The sequence below is a fragment of the Mesorhizobium tamadayense genome, from assembly GCF_003863365.1.
In the GTDB taxonomy this organism is placed as follows: domain Bacteria; phylum Pseudomonadota; class Alphaproteobacteria; order Rhizobiales; family Rhizobiaceae; genus Mesorhizobium; species Mesorhizobium tamadayense.
The window spans coordinates 1-18,809 of record NZ_RQXT01000085.1; the positions used below are offsets into that span (position 1 = coordinate 1).

Annotated in this window: 21 protein-coding genes; 10 read left to right on the forward strand and 11 right to left on the reverse strand. The window is 63.6% G+C overall.

Translation table 11 applies throughout. The features are described from left to right. The 3 genes from EH240_RS38355 to EH240_RS34900 all read left to right on the forward strand — a co-directional run. Positions 1-552: tetratricopeptide repeat protein (locus EH240_RS38355; RefSeq protein WP_425374867.1), on the forward strand; the 552-nt coding region annotated here is incomplete at its 5' end. Between the two features lie 62 nt (positions 553-614). Then, complete coding sequence (locus tag EH240_RS34895; protein ID WP_125006903.1) at positions 615-950, forward strand: hypothetical protein; 336 nt, start codon at positions 615-617, stop codon at positions 948-950. A gap of 230 nt (positions 951-1,180) precedes the next feature. Next, positions 1,181-2,380, forward strand: coding sequence for an AI-2E family transporter (locus EH240_RS34900; protein WP_125006904.1), 1,200 nt, complete (start codon positions 1,181-1,183; stop codon positions 2,378-2,380). Here the strand turns inward: EH240_RS34900 and EH240_RS34905 are convergent. The 3 genes from EH240_RS34905 to EH240_RS34915 form a co-directional block, all read right to left on the reverse strand. Beyond that, complete coding sequence (locus tag EH240_RS34905) at positions 2,368-3,264, reverse strand: DMT family transporter (protein ID WP_125006905.1); 897 nt, start codon at positions 3,262-3,264, stop codon at positions 2,368-2,370. The two genes, EH240_RS34900 and EH240_RS34905, sit on opposite strands and share 13 nt — an antisense overlap. 117 nt (positions 3,265-3,381) lie before the next feature. Further along, a complete protein-coding gene (locus EH240_RS34910; protein WP_125006906.1) occupies positions 3,382-4,146 on the reverse strand; it encodes an arginyltransferase in 765 nt (254 codons plus the stop codon). Between the two features lie 142 nt (positions 4,147-4,288). Then, entirely contained in the window at positions 4,289-4,759 is a 471-nt protein-coding gene (locus EH240_RS34915) for an RDD family protein (RefSeq protein WP_125006907.1), read from the reverse strand. 198 nt (positions 4,760-4,957) lie between these two features. On the opposite strand from EH240_RS34915, the gene sthA reads away from it, so the two are divergent. Then, a complete protein-coding gene (sthA, locus tag EH240_RS34920) occupies positions 4,958-6,346 on the forward strand; it encodes a Si-specific NAD(P)(+) transhydrogenase (RefSeq protein ID WP_125006908.1) in 1,389 nt (462 codons plus the stop codon). Between the two features lie 60 nt (positions 6,347-6,406). Here the strand turns inward: sthA and EH240_RS34925 are convergent, their stop codons facing one another. Beyond that, the gene (locus EH240_RS34925; protein WP_125006909.1) at positions 6,407-7,066 is read right to left on the reverse strand and encodes an alpha/beta hydrolase; all 660 of its coding nucleotides are present in this window, start codon (positions 7,064-7,066) and stop codon (positions 6,407-6,409) included. Positions 7,067-7,268: 202 nt separating this feature from the next. On the opposite strand from EH240_RS34925, the gene EH240_RS34930 reads away from it, so the two are divergent. Then, entirely contained in the window at positions 7,269-8,504 is a 1,236-nt protein-coding gene (locus EH240_RS34930) for an OpgC family protein (protein WP_125006910.1), read from the forward strand. Between the two features lie 55 nt (positions 8,505-8,559). Here EH240_RS34930 and EH240_RS34935 read toward each other — a convergent pair whose 3' ends face one another. Next, positions 8,560-9,639, reverse strand: coding sequence for a LacI family DNA-binding transcriptional regulator (locus EH240_RS34935; protein WP_125006920.1), 1,080 nt, complete (start codon positions 9,637-9,639; stop codon positions 8,560-8,562). 182 nt (positions 9,640-9,821) lie between these two features. On the opposite strand from EH240_RS34935, the gene EH240_RS38360 reads away from it, so the two are divergent. Further along, positions 9,822-9,965, forward strand: a complete 144-nt coding sequence (locus EH240_RS38360) for a hypothetical protein (protein ID WP_167484298.1) — start codon at positions 9,822-9,824, stop codon at positions 9,963-9,965. Between the two features lie 251 nt (positions 9,966-10,216). On the opposite strand, the gene EH240_RS34940 is transcribed toward EH240_RS38360, so the two are convergent. Beyond that, positions 10,217-10,591, reverse strand: a complete 375-nt coding sequence (locus EH240_RS34940) for a DUF423 domain-containing protein (protein ID WP_125006911.1) — start codon at positions 10,589-10,591, stop codon at positions 10,217-10,219. A 30-nt stretch (positions 10,592-10,621) separates the two neighbouring features. Next, on the reverse strand, positions 10,622-11,875 hold the full coding sequence (locus EH240_RS34945) for an MFS transporter (protein WP_125006912.1): 1,254 nt from the start codon (positions 11,873-11,875) through the stop codon (positions 10,622-10,624). Positions 11,876-11,994: 119 nt separating this feature from the next. Here EH240_RS34945 and EH240_RS34950 point away from each other — a divergent pair, with 119 nt between their 5' ends. Together EH240_RS34950 and EH240_RS34955 are read left to right on the forward strand one after the other, a co-directional pair. After that, positions 11,995-12,660, forward strand: a complete 666-nt coding sequence (locus EH240_RS34950) for a GntR family transcriptional regulator (RefSeq protein WP_125006921.1) — start codon at positions 11,995-11,997, stop codon at positions 12,658-12,660. Between the two features lie 60 nt (positions 12,661-12,720). Further along, positions 12,721-12,981, forward strand: coding sequence for a DUF982 domain-containing protein (locus EH240_RS34955; RefSeq protein ID WP_125006913.1), 261 nt, complete (start codon positions 12,721-12,723; stop codon positions 12,979-12,981). A gap of 32 nt (positions 12,982-13,013) precedes the next feature. On the opposite strand, the gene EH240_RS34960 is transcribed toward EH240_RS34955, so the two are convergent. Next, positions 13,014-13,166 (reverse strand): hypothetical protein, encoded by a 153-nt coding sequence (locus tag EH240_RS34960; RefSeq protein ID WP_125006914.1) that lies wholly within the window; start codon positions 13,164-13,166, stop codon positions 13,014-13,016. Between the two features lie 171 nt (positions 13,167-13,337). Between EH240_RS34960 and EH240_RS34965 the strand changes: the two genes are divergently transcribed. After that, positions 13,338-14,309 (forward strand): glycosyl transferase family 90, encoded by a 972-nt coding sequence (locus EH240_RS34965; RefSeq protein WP_125006915.1) that lies wholly within the window; start codon positions 13,338-13,340, stop codon positions 14,307-14,309. Positions 14,310-14,405: 96 nt separating this feature from the next. Here the strand turns inward: EH240_RS34965 and EH240_RS34970 are convergent, their stop codons facing one another. Continuing rightward, a complete protein-coding gene (locus tag EH240_RS34970; RefSeq protein WP_125006916.1) occupies positions 14,406-15,449 on the reverse strand; it encodes an aldo/keto reductase in 1,044 nt (347 codons plus the stop codon). Positions 15,450-15,717: 268 nt separating this feature from the next. Between EH240_RS34970 and ppk2 the strand changes: the two genes are divergently transcribed. Continuing rightward, the gene (gene ppk2, locus EH240_RS34975) at positions 15,718-16,638 is read left to right on the forward strand and encodes a polyphosphate kinase 2 (RefSeq protein ID WP_125006917.1); all 921 of its coding nucleotides are present in this window, start codon (positions 15,718-15,720) and stop codon (positions 16,636-16,638) included. Between the two features lie 248 nt (positions 16,639-16,886). Here ppk2 and EH240_RS34980 read toward each other — a convergent pair whose 3' ends face one another. After that, positions 16,887-17,531: a dihydrofolate reductase family protein gene (locus tag EH240_RS34980; RefSeq protein WP_125006918.1), complete on the reverse strand. Its 645-nt coding sequence runs from the start codon at positions 17,529-17,531 to the stop codon at positions 16,887-16,889. 153 nt (positions 17,532-17,684) lie between these two features. Beyond that, a complete protein-coding gene (gene hemB / locus EH240_RS34985; RefSeq protein WP_125006919.1) occupies positions 17,685-18,716 on the reverse strand; it encodes a porphobilinogen synthase in 1,032 nt (343 codons plus the stop codon). Positions 18,717-18,809 lie beyond the last annotated feature (93 nt).

An 18,809-nucleotide genomic window follows, 5' to 3' on the forward strand; every position in this document is an offset into this window, starting at 1 on the left:
GAACTCGATCCGAATTTCGGCGCGGCGGCAGCCTCGCTTGCATGGGCCTATTGGGACATGGACGGCCCGCGGGGCAAAGCTTTAGCCTTTTCGGACATCGGTGCGCTGTACAACGTCTACAAGTACCTGGGGGAGGCGGCCAAGCATCCTTCGCCGTCCTACTATCAGCTCGTCGCCAGTTTGCTGGTTCGCGAGCACCGGTCCGACGAGGCAGTTGCGGTTATGTTCAAGGCAGTGGCGCTCGACCCGAGCGATCCCCTGAACTATGTCGGGCTGGCGGAAGCCCTGAATTTCAATGGCAGGCCGAACGAGGCGAGCGACTATCTCGTCGCGGCCAACCGTGTCGACCCAGGCGGCAATGACCATCGGCACTACCAGGCTGGGCTGGCTGAATTTGGCCAGGGTCGTTTCGAGGAAGCTATCGACTACCTTGGAAGGATCGATCTCCAATCGCCCGATCCATGGCCGAAATTCTACGCCTGCAGGTGTTGGTTTCGGCCTACGCACATCTCGGGCGCAGTGACCGGGTCGCGGCCTATAGTGACAGGCTAAAGAACGTCATGTTGGAACGAAAGGATGGAGGGGCAAATCAGTTGGTCACTCAGAGGTATTTTGTGTTCAAGAACCCGGCTGACATCGGGCGTCTGCTGGACGGCCTGGACAAGGCCGGTTTGCCGGAGTTGCCGGAAGAGGTCGATCTGGATGCGAAGGACCGGCTTACCGGTTCGGAGATCAGGTCGCTCATCCTCGGTCGTGAACTGAACGGGGGAGGCGCATGGATAGATAAAGGAACCAGCTGGGTGCAGCAGAACTTCCTGTGCGACGCCATTCCGAAAGTTCAGACAACCTGCGGCGCGATCTTCCGCAATCCTGCCGGGACGCCGGAGCGACACAACGAGTATACGGCAGTCTTCCGTTTCGATCGTTTTGAGTTTTCGACCGTCAAATAAGACCGCCCGGGACCTGCCGGCGAATATTAGTTGTGGCTAATGCGTAAGTGAGCTTTTGAGGCTCCGGTCGCGCCGGCCTACGCCCGAAGTTCCCTGACCCCAAGGTTAAGTCCGACGCGACCTTCTGCAAGCAGAGCTTCTCCATCACCATTTGGACTATCGTCACGATTGCTGCACTATGATGGCGCATAAGCATCCATTGAACCATCGGGCAGGGGAGAAACGCGCGGTTGAAGCGGGCTGAAATCCAGAAGCCGGGGCAGCGCCTGTTCGGTCTGTCGACGCCGCTCAGGGCTGCCGTCATCCCGCCGCTGTCGGCGGCGCGCTGGCTCCTGGTGCTGATCGCCGCCGCCGGCGTCTATTTCTTCCACGGCTTCCTGTTCCCGGTGCTGGCGGCGCTCGTCATCGCATTCGCCAGCTGGCCGCTCTACCGCCGGCTGCTTGCCGCAGTCGGCGGCAACCGCACCATCGCCGCGACCTTCGCCATCCTCTTCATCCTCACCTTCCTGGTGGTGCCGATCGCGCTCGCCGGCACTTACGCCATCAACGAGCTGCGCGAATGGGTGACCTGGGCGATCGAGACCAACCGGCATGGCGCGGCGACACCGCACTGGATCGCGACGATGCCGGTGATCGGCGAGTGGCTGAACCAGCAGTGGATAACCAATCTTGGCCATCCCGGCGGCATCGGTGAAGTGATCCAATTGGTCAGCGGCGCCAATATCGGCAGCATCTATCGCGGCGCGCTGGCCGCCGGCGGCAGCGCCTTCGGCCTCTTGCTGACGCTGCTGTTCATGATGATCGCGCTGTTCTTCGCCTATCGCGACGGCGAGGCTTTCGCAGCACAGGTCGATCGTCTGGGCGAGCGCATCTTGCCGACACGCTGGGAGCGGATCTCGCGCGTCGTTCCGGCCACCATCTCCTCGACCGTCACCGGCATGACCGTCATCGCCATCGGCGAAGGTCTGGTGCTCGGCGTCGCCTACTGGCTGGCCGGCGTGCCGTCGCCGGTGACGCTCGGCGCACTCACCGGCATCATGGCGCTTATCCCGGGCGGCGCGCCGCTGTCTTTCACGCTGGTGTCGATCTACCTAGCCGCCAGCGGCTCGCCGATGGCGGGGCTGGCGCTGTTCGTCTGGGGCGCGGTCGAGCTTTTCATCGTCGACAAGACGCTGCGCCCGAAGCTGGTCGGCGGACCGATCAAGCTGCCGTTCCTGCCGACCTTTTTCGGCCTGATCGGCGGCGTCAAGACGATGGGCTTCCTCGGCCTCTTCATCGGCCCGGTGCTGATGGCGCTGCTCGTCGCCATCTGGCGCGAATGGCTGCGCGAGGTGGAACTGATGGACGAGCTTCCACCTGCCGCCGACGAAGAGAACGGGCCGCCGCGTATCGAGGCGAAGCCCGAGGCGAGGAAGATTCAGGCCGGGTGACCGACGGCGAGCGCCGCGCGACGCTTGCGGCCCTCATGCAATTGCCAGAGCGAATGTGCAACCAGCGTCACGATCAGGATCGTGCCTCCGACAAGGCTGTGGCGCGCCGGAGCCTCGGCAAAGACCAGCCAGACCCAGACCGGCGCCAGCACCGTCTCAAGCAGATAGAACATCGCCACCTCCGGCCCGGAAATGTATTTCGGGCCGGCGGCCAGGCAGAAGAACGAGATCGGCATAATCACGGCGCCGTTGAAGATGATCCACCATGGCGCGTTGACGTGCAGCCCTTCGCCCGAGACCACGAAGGCGGCGAGCGCCAGCGGAAAGACGACGCCGACCAGCGCGGTGAAACCCATGTCCTTGCGGCTGGCGCGCGAGATGGTGATGGCGAGTGCGACAAAGAAAGCCGAGCAGAGCGCCATGAAATCGCCGAACAGCTTGCCCGTGCCGACCGAACCGCCGACGATGATCAGCACGCCGACGATCATCGCCAGCATGGCGATTATGGTCCCCAGCCGCGGCCTTTCCCTGAGAAACAGCCAGGACAGCAGCGCCGCGAACACGGTGTTGAAGGCGAGGATGAAGACGAGGTCGGCGGTCGAGGTGTGATAGACGGCGGTGACGAAGGTGATCGAGGTCAGGCCGTAGCATATCGCCGCCGCCAGTCCCGACCAGCCGGGGATGAGCTTCGGCACGTTACCGCGCAGCGTGCGCCAGGCGACCCAAATCAACAGGGTGGCAATGAGCGTTGTCCCGGTACGCAGCATCATGATGGTCCACGGGCTGCCATCCGCGAGCCGGATCAGGGGAATGTCGAAAGTCAGCACCAGGCCGCCGATGGCGGTGATCAGCAGGCCTTTCTGGTGGTCGTGGTGGGAAGACATGATGGGTCTCGCAATGATTTGCAGACGGCCGGCTTGATGGCGCACTCTTCCAGCGAGTGGCGGAACACCAGCTTCCTGCCCTTGAAACAGTTTAAGGTCGGGTTTTGGAAAAAATGGTCAGCGCGTGACCGCTTCGTGGTCGTAGCGTTCCCAGCCTTTCGGGCCGAGATGCTCCTGCGGCATGAAGCGCATCTTATAGCTCATCTTGCGCGAGCCGTTGACCCAGTAGCCAAGATAGACGTGGGGCAGTCCCATCGCCTTGGCGCGGGCGATGTGGTCGAGGATCATGAAGGTGCCGAGCGAGCGGTCCTCGAAATCGGGATTGAAGTAGGAATAGACCATCGACAGGCCGTCGGCCATCTTGTCGGTCAGCGCGACCGCGATCAGCTCGCCCTGGCCCTTGCCGGTGATGAAGGTGTCGGGGCCGCGGCGCCGGTATTCGATGATCTTGGTGTCGACATGCGTGTCCTCGACCATCATCGCATAGTCGAGCACCGTCATGTCGGACATGCCGCCGCGCCGGTGGCGGGCGTCGAGATAGGCGCGGAACAGCGAATATTGCTCGGTGGAAGGCTGCGCGTCGTGCATGGCGCCGACGAGGTCGGCATTGCGCTGGATAACGCGGCGCATGTTGCGACTGGCGGTGAACTCCTGCGCCAGGATGCGCACCGACACGCAGGCGCGGCAGGACTCGCAGGCTGGCCGATAGGCGATGTTCTGGGAGCGCCGGAAGCCGCCCTGGGTAAGCAGGTCGTTCATCTCGGGCGCCTTGTCGCCGACAAGGTGCGTGAACACCTTGCGCTCGAACTGGCCCTCCAGATAGGGGCACGGCGACGGCGCGGTCAGAAAGAACTGCGGCGACTGGGTCGGATGCTGCGTCATCGACTCTTGGAAACGCTCCTGCGAATCGCCCTACCTTTGGCCCGGCCGGCGAAAAATTCAACAGGATTGTGTTGCCGCGGCCGGCCTAGGCTGTTCATATTCTAGCACAAGCGGCGCGGCGATGGTGGCCGCCAGGCACCCGTTAGATGTCGGTGCGGGTGACGACCGTGCCGAGAAGCAGGTCATGCAGCGTGCGCTTGCGATCGGAAAATAGCGTGACCAGCAGCACCAGTGGCGTCAAGATGACGTTGGCGGCCCAGAACAGCACCGAATGCACGACCGCGGTCAGGCCGTCGATGCGGGTGCCGTCCAGCCTGTCGAGCCGGATGCCCATGATCTTCATTCCGGTCGTGGCCTGGTCGTGGCTGCCCAGCGTGTTCCAGATGTAGAGGATGGCAACCGCCGGCACCAGGATGGAGAACAGCGCCCAGCCGAGGCCGAAGGTCAAAAGCCCAAGAAGAGCGATCAATATGGCGAAGGGGATGGTGAGCAGCGCAACGATGAAATAATCCAGGATGAAGGCGAAGACGCGCCTGGTGCGCACGCCGCGATAGGCGCGGGCGTCCTCGAACCTTGTGGTGATGATCTCGCCGTCAAGCACGCGCGTGTTCATGTCATGCCCTCGTAACAGGCCCGAAATAGGTCTTGGCCATTCGCCACTGAAATGGTGAAAGCCGATGGCGGAATCAAGATCGGCGGCTCGCAACGCATGCGCGGCAAGCCGTGGCGAGCGCGGTTGCGGCGGTTGAATTCATGGCGCGGATGGCGTTAGCTTGCTGCGGCGCAACAAGACGCCGGGGGATGGGGAAATATGGACTACGACATGCTGGTCATCGGCAGCGGCCCCTCGGGGCGCCGCGCCGCGGTGCAGTCGGCCAAGCTCGGCAAATCGGTACTGGTGGTCGATAGGGGCCGGCGTCTCGGCGGCGTCTCCGTGCATACCGGCACCATTCCATCCAAGACGTTGCGCGAGACGGTGCTCAACCTGTCCGGCTGGCGCGAGCGCGGCTTCTACGGGCGCGGCTACCGGGTCAAGCAGGACATCTCGGTCGCCGATCTGATCGAGCGCCTGCATAAGACGCTCGATCACGAGGTCGAGGTGCTGCAGCACCAGTTCATGCGCAATGCGGTCAAAAGCGTGCGCGCCACGGCCAAATTCCTCGGCTCCAATAAGGTCGGCCTGACCACCGACAACGGCGACCACAGCGAGGTCGGTTTTGCCAATGCGCTGATCGCGGTCGGCACCAGGCCGCACCGGCCACGCGACGTGCCTTTCGACAAGACGCGCATCTTCGACAGCGACGAGATGCTGGAGCTCGACCGGTTGCCGCGCACGCTGACCGTCATCGGCGCCGGCGTCATCGGCGTCGAATATGCGACCATCTTTTCGGCACTCGACGTGCCGGTGACGCTGGTCGAGCCGCGCAACACCATCCTCGATTTCGTCGACCGCGAAATCGTCGACGACTTCATCCACCAGATGCGTGACCGCGGCATGACCATTCGGCTCGGCAGCACGGTCAAGGAAATCGCCTCCAAGCCCGACTATGCCGAGGTGACCCTTGCCGACGGCCGCACCATCCGCTCGGAGATCGTGCTCTACGCCGCCGGCCGCAGCGGCAATCTTGGCAGCCTCGGCCTCGACGTGGTCGGCATCGAGGCCGACAGCCGCGGCCGCATCAAGGTCGATCCGCAGACCTTTCAGACCAGCGTGCCCAACATCTATGCCACCGGCGACGTCATCGGCTTCCCAAGCCTGGCGTCGACCTCGATGGAGCAGGGCAGGGTGGCCGCCTGCCATGCGTTTGGCGTGGCGCTGCCGCCGCCGCCGGAAACCTTCCCGTATGGCATCTACGCCGTGCCGGAAATCTCCACCGTCGGCCAGTCGGAGGAGCAGGTGCGCGAGAGCGGGATCGCCTACGAGGTCGGCGTCGCGCGCTTCCGGGAAACCTCGCGCGGCCACATCATGGGCGTCAACTCAGGCTTCCTGAAGCTCCTGTTCTCGGTCGACACACGCCGCCTGCTCGGCGCCCATATCGTCGGCGAGGGCGCGACCGAGCTCATCCATATCGGCCAGGCGGTGATCAATCTCGGCGGCACGGTAGACTTCTTCGTCAACAACACCTTCAACTACCCGACGCTGGCCGAAGCCTACAAGATCGCCGGGCTGGATGCCTGGAACCGGATGGGGCAGGGATAGGGCAGCCCTTGGCTACGCCCTGGCGGCCAGCCTGTCCGCATGAGAACTCCGGGCCAGGAGTCAGCCGACCAGCGCCGACGCCGCCAACCACTGCCGCGCGATCGCGGCGTCTGCGTCGCCGAACTCATGGCCGGAGGCGACGATGCGCGCATCGACCTCGGCGCGGCGCTGGCTGAAGAGCGTCACCAGGGCCGGGGCAAACGGGCCGTAGGTCTGGTCGGCGGCGCCGGCGATGATCAGCACCCGCGTTCCGGCAAGGTCGGTCGCCGGCGCGTCGTCGAGCACCGGCATCGCCCTGAGCAGTGCCGCCCGCCTCACCAGCCCGGGGTGAAGCAGCATGAGCGTGGAAACCAGATTGGCGCCGTTCGAATAGCCGAGGAAGGTCGCGCGCCCGAGGTCGAGCCCGTGGCACCGCGCGGCCTCGGTTGCGAATTGGGCGAAGGCGGCCGTCTCCGCGCGGATGCTCGACTGCTCGAAGCTGGTCGGCGCGATTCGCTCGAACCAGCGGAAACCGTCCTCCTGGCGGATGCGGCCGCGCGCCGCGACAAGCACCGCGCGCGGCGCGATCTGCCTTGCCAGCGGCGCCAGCGTCGTTTCGTCCACACCTGATCCATGCAGTACGAAAAGGCATTCGCCGCTCGCCTCCGCCGGCCTCAACAACCGGTAGGCAAAGCCAAGATCACGGTGCAGGGCGTTGTTTTCCTCGGAATATTCGGACACGCTCATATCCATTTGATTTCATGAGTATTTTGTTGATTTGCCGGCTTCAAAACGGAATGTTTTCAAGCTCCGCGAAAGTTGATTGAACCGGGCGCATTTCAGACCGTTTCTGCGCCGATACACTCCCCACGGGAGGAATCGAAGCGGTGCGTCGGGGGTCGCATTGCTGGACATCAAACACCAGCTCTGAGGCCTTTTGTCGATGACCATCCCCGTTTCTCAACGCGACATGCGAGCCAACGATCGCGACACGCGTATCAACGATCGCGACACGCGTATCAAGGATCGCGACACGCGTATCGATGTGCTGCGCGCGCTCGCCTTGCTCACCATTTTTATCGACCATGTGCCGGGCACCGTCTTCGAAAACCTGACCTACAAGAACCTCGGCTTCTCCGATGCGGCCGAGGCCTTCGTGCTTATCTCCGGCATCTCGGTGGCGCTTGCCTATGGCACAAAGTTCAAGCCGGGCGGCAGGCTGCTGGCGACCCTGAAGATGTGGCGGCGCGCCGGCGTGCTTTACGTCACCCACATCGTCATCACCATGCTGGTGATCGCTCTGTTCTGCGCCACGGCGGTGTTTGCCCACCGGCCGGAGCTGCTGAAGATGATCAACATCGAGCCGCTGATGCGCGATACGCCGGAAGTGCTGCTCGGCATCGTCACGCTCGGCCATCAGCTCGGCTACAACAACATCCTGCCGGTCTATGCCGCGCTGCTTCTGGCGGCGCCGGCCTTCGTTCTGTTCGTCAGCTGCAGGCCAGTGGCGGCGCTGACCGTATCCGGCCTGCTGTGGCTGGCCGCCGGGATCTGGCAGATCGCGCCGCCGAACTATCCCGAGCCGGGTCTTTGGTTTCTCAACCCGCTGTCCTGGCAGTTCCTGTTCAACATCGGCCTTGCGGCCATGCTCCATGTCAAGCGCGGCGGGTCCATTCCCGTCAACCGCTGGCTGCTCGGCGCTGCCGGCGTCTATGTGCTTGCCGCGGCGGTCTGGGTGCATAGCCCGCTCTGGGGTCAGATCACCTGGTTCAACCTGCCGGTGGTGATCGGCGGCTTCGACAAGACCTTCCTGTCGCTGCCGAGGCTGCTGCATATCCTCGCGGTCGCCTACCTGGTTGTCGCCCTGCCGGCCGTGTCGAACCTCTTCCGCGCCAGGCCCGACAATCCGCTGGCGATCCTCGGCAAGCGCTCGCTGCCGGTGTTCGTGGCCGGAACGCTGATCGCCATGGCCGCTCAGGTGCTGAAGCTGATCAATCCGGGCGGCTTGGCCTATGACACGCTGCTGATCGCCGCCGGCATCGCCATGCAGTTCGCGCTGGCGCTGTATCTCGAATGGCTCGCCGGTCTCGGCCCCGCCCGCGCCAAGCCGGCGCGCGAGGAGGCCACGCGCGGCGCGTTCGGCGCGCGGCCTGTGCCGGCGAGGGTTGGCGGGTACTGAAGAGATCCAGGAAAGCAGTTCAGCAATCCACGGACACTAAACTGCTTGGAATTGTTCAGCCTTTCGGCGCAGGGCCGGTCGAGGCCCTGACGACAAGCTCGACGCCCATCGTCTCGCGCCGCACCGTGCCGTCATGGTCGAGGATCATGCGCGCGGCTCGCCGGCCGATCTCGGTGATCGGCTGGGCGATCGTGGTCAGCGGCGGATCGCAGAGCGCGCCGTCCGGCACGCCGTCGAAGCCGACGACGGAAACGTCCTGCGGCACTTTCAGACCCCGCGCGGTCAGCCATTCGATGGCGATCATGGCCATCCTGTCCGACATCGCCAGGATGGCGGTTGGCAGCTCGCCGCCGGCGAAGATTGCCTCCAGGCCAGCCCTCGTGCTCTTTTCCTCGTTCTCGGTTTCGAAGATCGGGATCTTCGTCGTGTCGACACCGAAGCGGGACAGTTCCTCGAAATAGCCGGCGAGACGATCGCGCGTTCCCGTGTAGACCGCCGAGCGGACCATTTCCGGCGTGACGAAACCGGTGCGGTCCTCGCCGAGGGTCAGCGACAGCACGGCGAAACGGCGATGTCCGAGTTCGGCAAGATGGCGCGCGGCGAGCCGTCCGCCGGCGATGTTGTCGACGCCGATCGCCGAGATGGTCTCATCGTGGAAGCCGAGTTCCAGCGCCACGAAGGGCAGCCTGCGCTCGCGCGTCAGTTCGACCAGACGCGAGCCGCCTTCGATGCAGAACAGGATGAAGCCGTCGACAAGCGCGCTCTGGATGTTCCAGGCGAGCTTCTCCTGGTTGGCGGCCGACACAAGCGCGATTCCCGCTCCCGTGGCGTCGCAGGCTTCCGAGATGCCGGCCATCATGACGCGGGCAAAGGGATCCTCGAAGAAGTAGGAGAGGGGCTCGGTCGTGCCGACGCCGATGGCGTTGACCTTGCCGGCACGCAACAGGCGGCCTTTCGGATCAGGCCCCGCGTAACCCATCGCCTCCGCCACCGCCTTGACCCGCTCGCGCACCTCGGCGCGCACGACCTCCGGGCGGCTGAAGACGTTGGAGGCCGTGCCATGCGAGACGCCCGCGGCCTTGGCGATATCCGCCAGCCGGATCGGTCGAGCCTGGCCTTCGATCGGTGATGCCATCATCTGTTCTCCCGGGACCGCCCTCTGCACTACATGGACGGGGATCGATCTCCGGTCCATCTATCATTTTTTTTGGATCGATTCAAATTTCTGCTTGACTCCGATTGCAGGAGGCGTATTTTTGAATCGATCCAAGTTGGTAATTCCACTGGTTTGGAGCAGGTTCCAGAAGGGAGGGTGCCATGCATCCGGTCAACTTTTTATTCGAAGACGTCTACAGCAACGATTGGGGCATCGCCTCGGCCGCAACGAGCGAGAAGCGCCGCGGCAAGGCAGGCCCGTGGAAGCGCCAGCCACGTTTCATCGTGGAGCGCAAGCGTGGCTGATGGGCCAGCTTTTTTGTGTCGATCGATTGGATCGATTCAATTTCTCGAGGAGAGCAGTCATGCATCCGATTGGTCACTTGTTCCAGGATATCTTTCGCAACTATTGGGGCATCTCGCCCGCGACCGATCAGCCGGAACGGCGGCGCGCGGCGGAACCGGCAAAGCGCAAGGGCTTGTTTCCGGGTCGGAGATAGTCACCGTGCGCTGTCGGCGCGTCGGTTCCTTCCGGTCATCGCGACGAGGGCATCGATCTAGGGGCGAGGGCGCCAAAGCGCCGCGACTGCGATCGCCAGCCAGCCGGCGATAAGCAGAGTGCCGCCGATAGGCGCCGACATCGCAAACAGCCGTGAGCCGAGGAAGTCTCTGGCGAGAAGATCGCCCGAGAACAGCAGCAGGCCGACGAGCAGCGCCAGGCTTGCGATCCTGAGACACCGGTTGCCGCCGATAAGGCCGATAGCGAGGAAGACCGGCGCATGCATCAACAGGAAGGACGCCGCCGTGCCCGTGAAAGCGCCTCCCCGATGCGCGGCCGCCGCCGACAGCGCCACGCCTGCCGCGCCGACGAGGCCGGCTGCCACCACGAGGATACGGCTGCCGCCGTTTGAGGATTGCCCGGCAAGGCTCATTTCGATGCTCCGTCTTCGGTCGCGCGCCGATCAGGATTCGCCGGCTTCGAGCAGCATATGCCGCGCCCGCCGCGACTGGACAATCCAGTTGTAGACCGCACCCAGCGCCATCAGCACGGATGTGCCCAAAAACACCGCCCGCATGCCGAAATGGCCGCCGACGAAGCCGCCGGCGAGCGGTCCCGCAACCTGGCCCGCATACTGCGCCGAGATCGACAATCCGAGCACATTGCCGCCCACGCCGTCCGGAATGTTGTGACGGATGACGCTGGTGATGCAGGGCAGCAGGCCGCCCAGCGCCAGGCCCATCAGGAAGCGCAGTCCGATCAGTTGCCAACTGTCGGTGACGAAAGCTTGTGGAATGAGCAGCAGCGCCGAGACGGCGAGCGCACCGACGACGACGTTCCAATGGCCGACCCGATCGGCAAGCTTGCCCAGCCATGACGAGGACAAGATGGTGCCGAGTGCTGCCGCCGACATCACCACGCCGGCGACCATTGTCACCTTGCTCTGGTCCGCGACGAGCTGCTGCACATAGACCGTGATGATTGGCTCGATCGACATGGTGGCGAAGGCGAGCAGCATGCCGGTTGTCAGCATGGCGACGACCGGGCGTTTGTCGGGGATCTGCGACCAGCCGCTCTTCGGTTTCGCCGCCGAAGCGGCGTTGGCCGCAGGCGGACGTGGATTTTCCTTGATCAGGAAGGTCGTGGCCAGGAAGGCAAGGAAGATGACGCCGCCGGAGAGCAGGAAGGTGGCGCGAATGCCGATCACCGGCGGCAGCGCGCCGCCGAGCAGCGGGCCGACCAGCGAGCCGGTCGTGATGCCGGCCGCCAGCACGCCGAGGGCCCAGCCGGAGCGCTCCTTGGGCGTCTGCATCGCCACCAATATCGTCGATCCCGAGGAATAGCCGCCGGCAAAGCCGATCAGCAGGCGAAGCAGCACCAGTTGCCAGACGCTTTGCACCATGCCGGTCAGAGACATGCAGATCGCCATGCCGAACGAGGCGCGCACCAGCATCAGCTTGCGGCCATAGCGGTCGCCGAGCCGCCCCCACAAGGGCGCGACCAGCGCTGCTGCAAAGAAGGTGGCGCCATAGGCAATGCCAGACCATTGCACGATCGCCGCGTGCCCTTCGGCGCCCAGTTGTTCGACGTAAAGCGGCAGGAAGGGCAACAGCAGCGTCATCGCAATCAGCGTGCTGAAGGAGCCGGCGAAGCAGACCGCCAGATTGCGCCGCCAATGGATGTTGTAATCGCTCTGTTCCACGCCGTTCTCAGCCATTTTCTGCCTGCCCGAAAATCCTGGATTGTTTAGGATACCATTTTGGGATACCAGGGCGGTACCTCATGAACATCAACCCGGCCGCTGTCAATGCGGCGCCGAAGAAGAGCGGAACGACGATGTCGCAGATGCAGAATGTCGAAAGGCAGCTCCGCGAGATGATCCTCGGGCTGGAGATCGGCCCGGGCGAGCGGCTCACCGAGCGCTGGATCGAAAGCCGCTTCGGCGCCTCGCGCACGCCGGTCAGGGCGGCTCTGCTGCGCCTTGAGACCGAAGGGCTGATCGGCCGCGACGGCCGCGGCTGGACGGTGGCGCCGATCAATCTCGCCGAGCTCGGCCAACTCGCCGTCTACCGCGAGGCGGTCGAAGTGGCGGCGGTGAGGTTGGCGGCGGCGCTGGAAGACCGCAGCGGGGTCGAGGTGATCGCGGCGATGCTCGATTCCTGCGACGCCGACACGCCGCGCGGGGAATGGCACCGGGTCGGTATGGATTTTCACATCGAGCTGGCCAGGCTTTCCGGCAATGAGTTCCTGCTCAGGGGAGTCCGCGATGCAATGACCAGGCTCTCCCGCGCGCGCTGGCTGGAAGTGCGCGACGAGAAAGCCCTCGGCCGTGCCTGGGCCGAGCACCATGCCGTCTTGGCGGCTGTGCGAGAGGGCGACGCGGATAAGGCCGCGCGGCTGTTGTCGGCTCACATAGCCGGCAGCCGCGACAGGCTGGTGACCTCGCTGCATGACGACCGGCGCGGCCTGCGCGCCAGGGGCTTTGCGGTCGTTGCCGCTTGATTAGGCCCGTGCTGGCATTTTGGGCCTCGCTTCGCACACGTCGATAGCGTAAGAGCGGCGATGGAAAACAACCGTTTTGAAATACCCGTGACCGTCAAGTCGGCCACGGCTGGGCCCAATCAGCTCTTGCGCTCGGCCCGCGAGGCTTCGGATTACCTGCTCAACAGCTGGCCCGGAAAGCGCACGCCAAAACACCGCGAAGCGCTGCAGGCTTGTCACGATGCCTTGGCAGGCGATAAGCCGGCGATGAGCGCGCGGCGTGCCTTCATCGCTGCAGCCCGCGAAGTGAACGTCTTCGTCAGCGACAAGGCGCCGGCCTAGCACACGGAACCGGACCGGGCTGGCTGACGGTCCTATTTGGTCGTTTCCATTCCGGCGTCGGTCTTTTCCTCGGGCTTCGAACGCTCCTTGGCTGCGGCCTTGGCCGCCAGCTTCTCGGCCTTCTTGGCAGCCTTCTGCCGATCGCGCTCCTTGCGTTCCTGACCGTAATTCGGTGCTCGCGCCATATTGTTTCCTTTCATTGTGCCTTGCCTTGCCTAGGAGCATTGGCCGCCAAACACAACAGCCATTGGGCGCGATTGGCTTGCTTGGGCATCGCGGCCGGGGCTTGCAAGATGTGCGGCGCAATGCTGTAGGAGGTGCGGGGAACTACACCGCATTACTAAAACGACGGACGCATGGCCTCGCCCTTACGCACCGCAGCGCGGATATTTTATTTCGTGCGCAACATCACGCGCGATGTGGTGCCGCAGGCTTTTTTTCGCCAGCGCCTTGCCGGCCGCCTGCGGCAGGCGAGGCTCTCCAGCAAAACGGTCCGCGATCGGGTCAACTATTACAACAAGCTCGACCATAGCTTCGAGCCGAGCCCGGCTGCCGTCGCGGTCGCTCAAATACCCAAGTTCGGGAGCATGTACTATTACGACCTGAAGGAGTTCGCTCGCTACTTCGATCGCGACCTCCTCATCGATCTCGAGTTCGGCGATGTCGTCGACGTGCCGGCGATGCCGGCGATCGTCAAGGATCGGCCGATCCGTGACGACAACGGCAACGCCGTGATCATGAAGCTCGACAAGTTCCGCCATTTCAACATGCCGAGAGACAATCTGTCCTTCGCCGACAAGCGTCCGATGGCGGTCTGGCGCGGCGATCTCAACAATCCGATCCGCAAGCGGTTCGTCGATGCCGTGCGCGACCTGCCGCTTTGCGATGCGGGCTCGTCCAAGCCGAGCGCGCCGGAGAACTACCGCAAGCCGTATCTCACGATCCCGCAGCAGCGGCAGTTCCGCTACATCGTCTCGCTCGAAGGCAATGACGTGGCGACGAACCTGAAATGGATCATGAGCTCGAATTCGCTGTGCCTGATGCCGCCTCCGACCTACGAGACCTGGTTCGCCGAAGCGCAGCTCGAGGCCAATGTCCACTTCGTGCCGCTGGCGCCGGATTTTTCTGACATCGCCGACAAGATCGCCTATTTCGAAAAGCATCCGGCGGAAGCCCAGCGCATCACAATGGCGGCCAACGCTTACTGCCGCCGTTTCAGCAACGAAAAGGACGAGCGGGCGGTCTCGCTGCTCGTCCTCTACAAATATTTCGTGCTGAGCGGCCAGATCGAACCCGACCCGCAAGTCTGGCGCTACATCACAGGCTGACAGTTCTTAGAGCTGCTCAGCTTTTTGATAAAATAGCCGAACAGCTCTAAGCATTTGTTTTTACGCAAACAGCGAGGCGCTTTTCCCGGAATTGCTCTAGATATCGCTGCGGTCGAGCACCAGATCGGCAGGGCCGAACCGGTCCTTGGCGGTGAGTTGCTGGTGCCAGTAGGGGTAAAGCACCGGGGGCCGGCTGACGGCGTCGAGGCGCAGGCGCTCGTCCAGGGATAGCGTCAGGCTTGCCGCGGCAAGGTTGTCCTTGAGCTGGGTTTCGTTGCGGGCACCGATCACCAGCGAAGAAACGGCCGGGCGGCCGAGCAGCCAGGCAAGCGCCACCTGCGCCGCTGAAACGCCGCGCGCCTTGCCGATCTCGACCAGCACGTCGACGATCCGCCACAGCCTATCCTCGTCGCGGATCGGCGGCTCCGACCAGCCGCCAAGCTGGCGTGCCGTCGGGCTGTCGCGGCGGTATTTGCCGGAAAGCAGGCCGCCGGCCAGCGGGCTCCACACCAGCACGCCGAGGCCCTGGTCGACCGAGATCGGCAGCAACTCGTACTCCGCCTCGCGCGCTTCCAGCGTATAGTGGATCTGCTGCGTGACGAAGCGCGGCTGATGATGGCCGTCGCTGATCGAGAGCGCCTTCATCACCTGCCAGCCCGAATAATTGGAGCAGCCGACATAGCGGATCTTCCCCTGGCCGACCAGGGTATCGAGCGCGGCGACCGTCTCCTCCAGAGGCGTGACGCCGTCCCACTCATGCAGGAAATAGATGTCGATGACATCGGTCTTGAGCCGCTTCAGGCTCCTCTCGCATTCGCGGATCAGATGATGGCGCGACAGGCCATCATCGTTGGGACCCTTGCCGATCCGCATGCGCGCCTTGGAGGCGATCAGCACATCGTTCTTGCGCTTGCCGCCGAGCGCTTCGCCGACGATCTCCTCCGACAGGCCGTTCGAATAGACATTGGCGGTGTCGATGAGGTTGATGCCGGCATCGATGCAGGTGTCGATGATGCGTCTGGCCTCCGAAAGATCGGAATTGCCGACGGCGGCGAACGGGCCCGTGCCGCCGAAGGTCATCGTGCCAAGGGTCAATGTCGAAACCTTCAGGCCGGAACGGCCAAGGGTGCGGTATTCCATATCAGGTCCTCGCGATTTTGTTTTGAAGGGGCGCGCGCCGTGGCGGGCGCCGCAAAGAGGCGAGGGGATTTGTAGGACAATTCGAACGGCTTGTCGCCCCGCCATCGATACGGACCGATCACATATCGGCTAGCCTGCGTTGCCGGTTCCGTGTTTGCAATAAAACCGTCATTGCGAGTCTGTATCTCAGTCGGCTTAAGGAGTTGCGGTTCTGGCCAAGGCCGCGACGCATACGAGGCGAAGGTGGCTGACAGGCAGGAGCTGCGCGATGAACGAACTCAAAACGAATTCCGGAGCCAGGGACTGGCTGGAAGCCGAACTCGAGGACACGCTCGACGAGGACTATGAGCTGGAGATTTCCGAACCCGCGCTCTCGCTCGAGATCGCCAGGATCTACAAGAAGTCGCATCCGCCCTCCATCGAGCGGATGACCTATTTCCGCGAGCTGCTGCGGTTGCAGTCGGAGCTGATCAAGCTGCAGTCCTGGGTCGCCTACCACAAGAAGAAGCTGGTGGTGATCTTCGAGGGTCGCGATTCCGCCGGCAAGGGCGGCGTCATCAAGCGCATCACGCAGCGCCTCAACCCGCGCATCTGCCGCGTCGTGGCATTGCCGGCCCCGACCGAGCGCGAGAAGTCGCAATGGTATTTCCAGCGCTACGTGCCGCATCTGCCCGCCGGCGGCGAGATCGTGATGCTCGACCGCTCCTGGTACAACCGTTCCGGCGTCGAGCGCGTGATGGGCTTTGCCGAGCCTGACCAGGTCGAGGAGTTCTTCCGTGATGTGCCAGAATTCGAGCGCATGCTGGTGCGCTCCGGCATCACGCTGGTGAAATACTGGTTCTCGATCACCGACGAGGAGCAGCAGATGCGCTTTTTGATGCGCATCCACGACCCGATGAAGCAGTGGAAGCTGTCGCCGATGGACCTGCAGTCGCGCGTGCGCTGGGAGCAGTACACCAAGGCCAAGGAAGAGACCTTCGCCCGCACCAACATCAAGGAAGCGCCCTGGTTCATCGTCGAGGGCAACGACAAGAAGCGGGCGCGGCTGAACTGCATCGACCACCTGCTGCAGCAGATGCCTTATGAAGAGGTGCCGCACGAGGAGATCACGCTGCCGGAGCGCGTCTTCAATCCGGAATACGAGCGCCAGGTGCTGCCGCGCGAGCTCTATGTGCCGGAAAAGTATTGAGGCGACCTTCCTTCTCCGGTTCACGGGGAGAAAGTGCCCGAAGGGCGGATGAGGGGCGGCGCCGACTTCGATAGTTGAGGCCGGACGAACCGCTGCATGGACCGGAATTTCCATATTGCTGCAGGCGCTATTGTCGGCAGCATAACCTTCGATCGGTAGCGCTGCCCCTTGCCCTGCCGGGCATTTCTCCCCGTATAGTGACGGGGAGAAAGACAGCTTGCGCCGACGGTTTCGCCAATCGCTGGAGTTTACGCCCGTCCGATCATGACATGCGTCGCATCGGCCGTCGCGACCTGGCCGGTGCACCGGTAGCCGAGCTTCAGCATGTCCAGGCCGGCGAAAAGATGCTCGCCGGAGCCGAGCAGGATCGGCGAAATCGCGAGATGCATCTCGTCGATGAGGCTCCCCTGGAGATACTGCCGGACGGTCGAAACGCCGCCGCCGACACGCACGTCCTTGCCTTGGGCCGCCGCCTTCGCCTGTTCGAGCGCTAAATGGATTCCGTCGGTGACGAAGTGAAACGTCGTTCCGCCCTCCATGATGATGGGATCGCGGGCATGGTGCGTGAGCACGAAAACCGGCACGTGATAGGGCGGGTTGTCGCCCCACCAGCCTTTCCAGCTCTCGTCCGGCCATTCGCCGCGGACCGGCCCGAACATGTTGCGGCCGAGGATCCAGGCGCCGACATTCTCGAAGCTGCGCACGGTGAAGCTGTCATCGACGTCGGTGGTGCCACCGTCCTTGCCGACCATCTGGTGGAAACTGCGGGTGCCGATCATCCATTTATGCAGGGCTTCGCCGCCGACGCCGAGTGGATTGGTGAGGTCCTGGTCGGGACCGGCGCCGTAACCGTCGAGCGACAGGGTGAAAGCGTTGACACGCAGCTCGGACATCATTGCCTCCTTGACCAGTTGTAATTTGCAAGCGGTTATCGGTTTAACTTAACTGATTGCATAATGCAAGCAGTATTTCCGGCGCGTAAAATCCGCGCGCCCGAGCGGACGGCCCGGTCATGCGGCATGAGTTAGGAGGAACAGGGACGGAGCCTAGCCCCTCAGCATCTCCGCCACGGTCGGCGCGAAATAGGTGAGGATGCCGTCGCAGCCGGCGCGCTTGAGCGCGAGAAGCGATTCCAGCATCGCTTTTTCGCCGTCGATCCAGCCATTGGCGCTGGCGGCCTTGATCATCGAATATTCGCCCGACACCTGATAGGCGAAGGTCGGCATCTGGAGTTCGTCCTTCAGCCGGCGGATGATGTCGAGATAGGGAAGCCCCGGCTTCACCATCAGCATATCGGCACCTTCGGCGAGATCCTGCTCGGCCTCGCGCACCGCCTCGTCGGAATTGGCGTGGTCGATGTAGTAGGTCTTCTTGTCGCCCTTGAGCAGGCCGGCGGTGCCCACCGCCTCGCGATAGGGGCCGTAGAAGGCGGAGGCGAACTTCGTCGCATAGGACATGATCGCCACGTCCTGGAAACCGTTGGCGTCGAGCGCGTCGCGGATGGCGCCGATGCGGCCGTCCATCATGTCGGACGGCGCGATGATGTCGGCGCCGGCGGCCGCCTGGATGACGGCCGCGGCTGTGACCTGCTCGACGGTCTCGTCGTTGACGATAATGCCGTCGCGCAAAATACCGTCATGGCCGTGGCTGGTGAACGGATCGAGCGCGGCGTCGGTGATGATGCCGATCTCCGGCACCGCGTCCTTGATGGCCCGCGTGGCGCGGTTGATGATGTTGTCGGGGTCGAGGATGTGCGAGCCGGTCTGGTCGCGCAGCGAAAGCTCGACATTGGGGAAAGTGGCGATCGCAGGAATACCGAGCCTGGCGGCGCGCTCTGCTTCCTTGACCGCGAGGTCGACCGACAGGCGATAGACGTCCGGCATGGCGGCGATCGGCTCGCGTATATTCTTGCCGTCGACGACGAAGATCGGCCAGATCAGGTCGTTCACCGAGAGCTGGTTTTCCTGCACCAGCCGGCGCGACCAGTCGGCCTTGCGCATGCGCCTTAGCCGCCGGCTGCCGGTGATCTCGTCGACGCTGCGCGCGCCTGCGGGCCTTGCGGGAGTGAATTTGTTCATCGTCAAAACTCTTCTTTGTCCCGGCTTTTTACCACGCACACTTGCCGCTGACCAATGCGACACGATTGTGCCAGCTTTCCTTCCCCCGTTCAC

Excerpts from the sequence above, each read along its gene's own strand:
- EH240_RS34905 (WP_125006905.1), bottom strand. The coding sequence starts at position 3,264 with ATGTCTTCCCACCACGACCACCAGAAAGGCCTGCTGATCACCGCCATC.
- EH240_RS34910 (WP_125006906.1), bottom strand. The coding sequence starts at position 4,146 with ATGACGCAGCATCCGACCCAGTCGCCGCAGTTCTTTCTGACCGCGCCG.
- EH240_RS34915 (WP_125006907.1), bottom strand. The coding sequence starts at position 4,759 with ATGAACACGCGCGTGCTTGACGGCGAGATCATCACCACAAGGTTCGAG.
- sthA (WP_125006908.1), top strand. The coding sequence starts at position 4,958 with ATGGACTACGACATGCTGGTCATCGGCAGCGGCCCCTCGGGGCGCCGC.
- EH240_RS34930 (WP_125006910.1), top strand. The coding sequence starts at position 7,269 with ATGACCATCCCCGTTTCTCAACGCGACATGCGAGCCAACGATCGCGAC.
- EH240_RS34935 (WP_125006920.1), bottom strand. The coding sequence starts at position 9,639 with ATGGCATCACCGATCGAAGGCCAGGCTCGACCGATCCGGCTGGCGGAT.
- EH240_RS38360 (WP_167484298.1), top strand. The coding sequence starts at position 9,822 with ATGCATCCGGTCAACTTTTTATTCGAAGACGTCTACAGCAACGATTGG.
- EH240_RS34940 (WP_125006911.1), bottom strand. The coding sequence starts at position 10,591 with ATGAGCCTTGCCGGGCAATCCTCAAACGGCGGCAGCCGTATCCTCGTG.
- EH240_RS34945 (WP_125006912.1), bottom strand. The coding sequence starts at position 11,875 with ATGGCTGAGAACGGCGTGGAACAGAGCGATTACAACATCCATTGGCGG.
- EH240_RS34950 (WP_125006921.1), top strand. The coding sequence starts at position 11,995 with ATGTCGCAGATGCAGAATGTCGAAAGGCAGCTCCGCGAGATGATCCTC.
- EH240_RS34955 (WP_125006913.1), top strand. The coding sequence starts at position 12,721 with ATGGAAAACAACCGTTTTGAAATACCCGTGACCGTCAAGTCGGCCACG.
- EH240_RS34960 (WP_125006914.1), bottom strand. The coding sequence starts at position 13,166 with ATGGCGCGAGCACCGAATTACGGTCAGGAACGCAAGGAGCGCGATCGG.
- EH240_RS34965 (WP_125006915.1), top strand. The coding sequence starts at position 13,338 with ATGGCCTCGCCCTTACGCACCGCAGCGCGGATATTTTATTTCGTGCGC.
- EH240_RS34970 (WP_125006916.1), bottom strand. The coding sequence starts at position 15,449 with ATGGAATACCGCACCCTTGGCCGTTCCGGCCTGAAGGTTTCGACATTG.
- ppk2 (WP_125006917.1), top strand. The coding sequence starts at position 15,718 with ATGAACGAACTCAAAACGAATTCCGGAGCCAGGGACTGGCTGGAAGCC.
- EH240_RS34980 (WP_125006918.1), bottom strand. The coding sequence starts at position 17,531 with ATGTCCGAGCTGCGTGTCAACGCTTTCACCCTGTCGCTCGACGGTTAC.
- hemB (WP_125006919.1), bottom strand. The coding sequence starts at position 18,716 with ATGAACAAATTCACTCCCGCAAGGCCCGCAGGCGCGCGCAGCGTCGAC.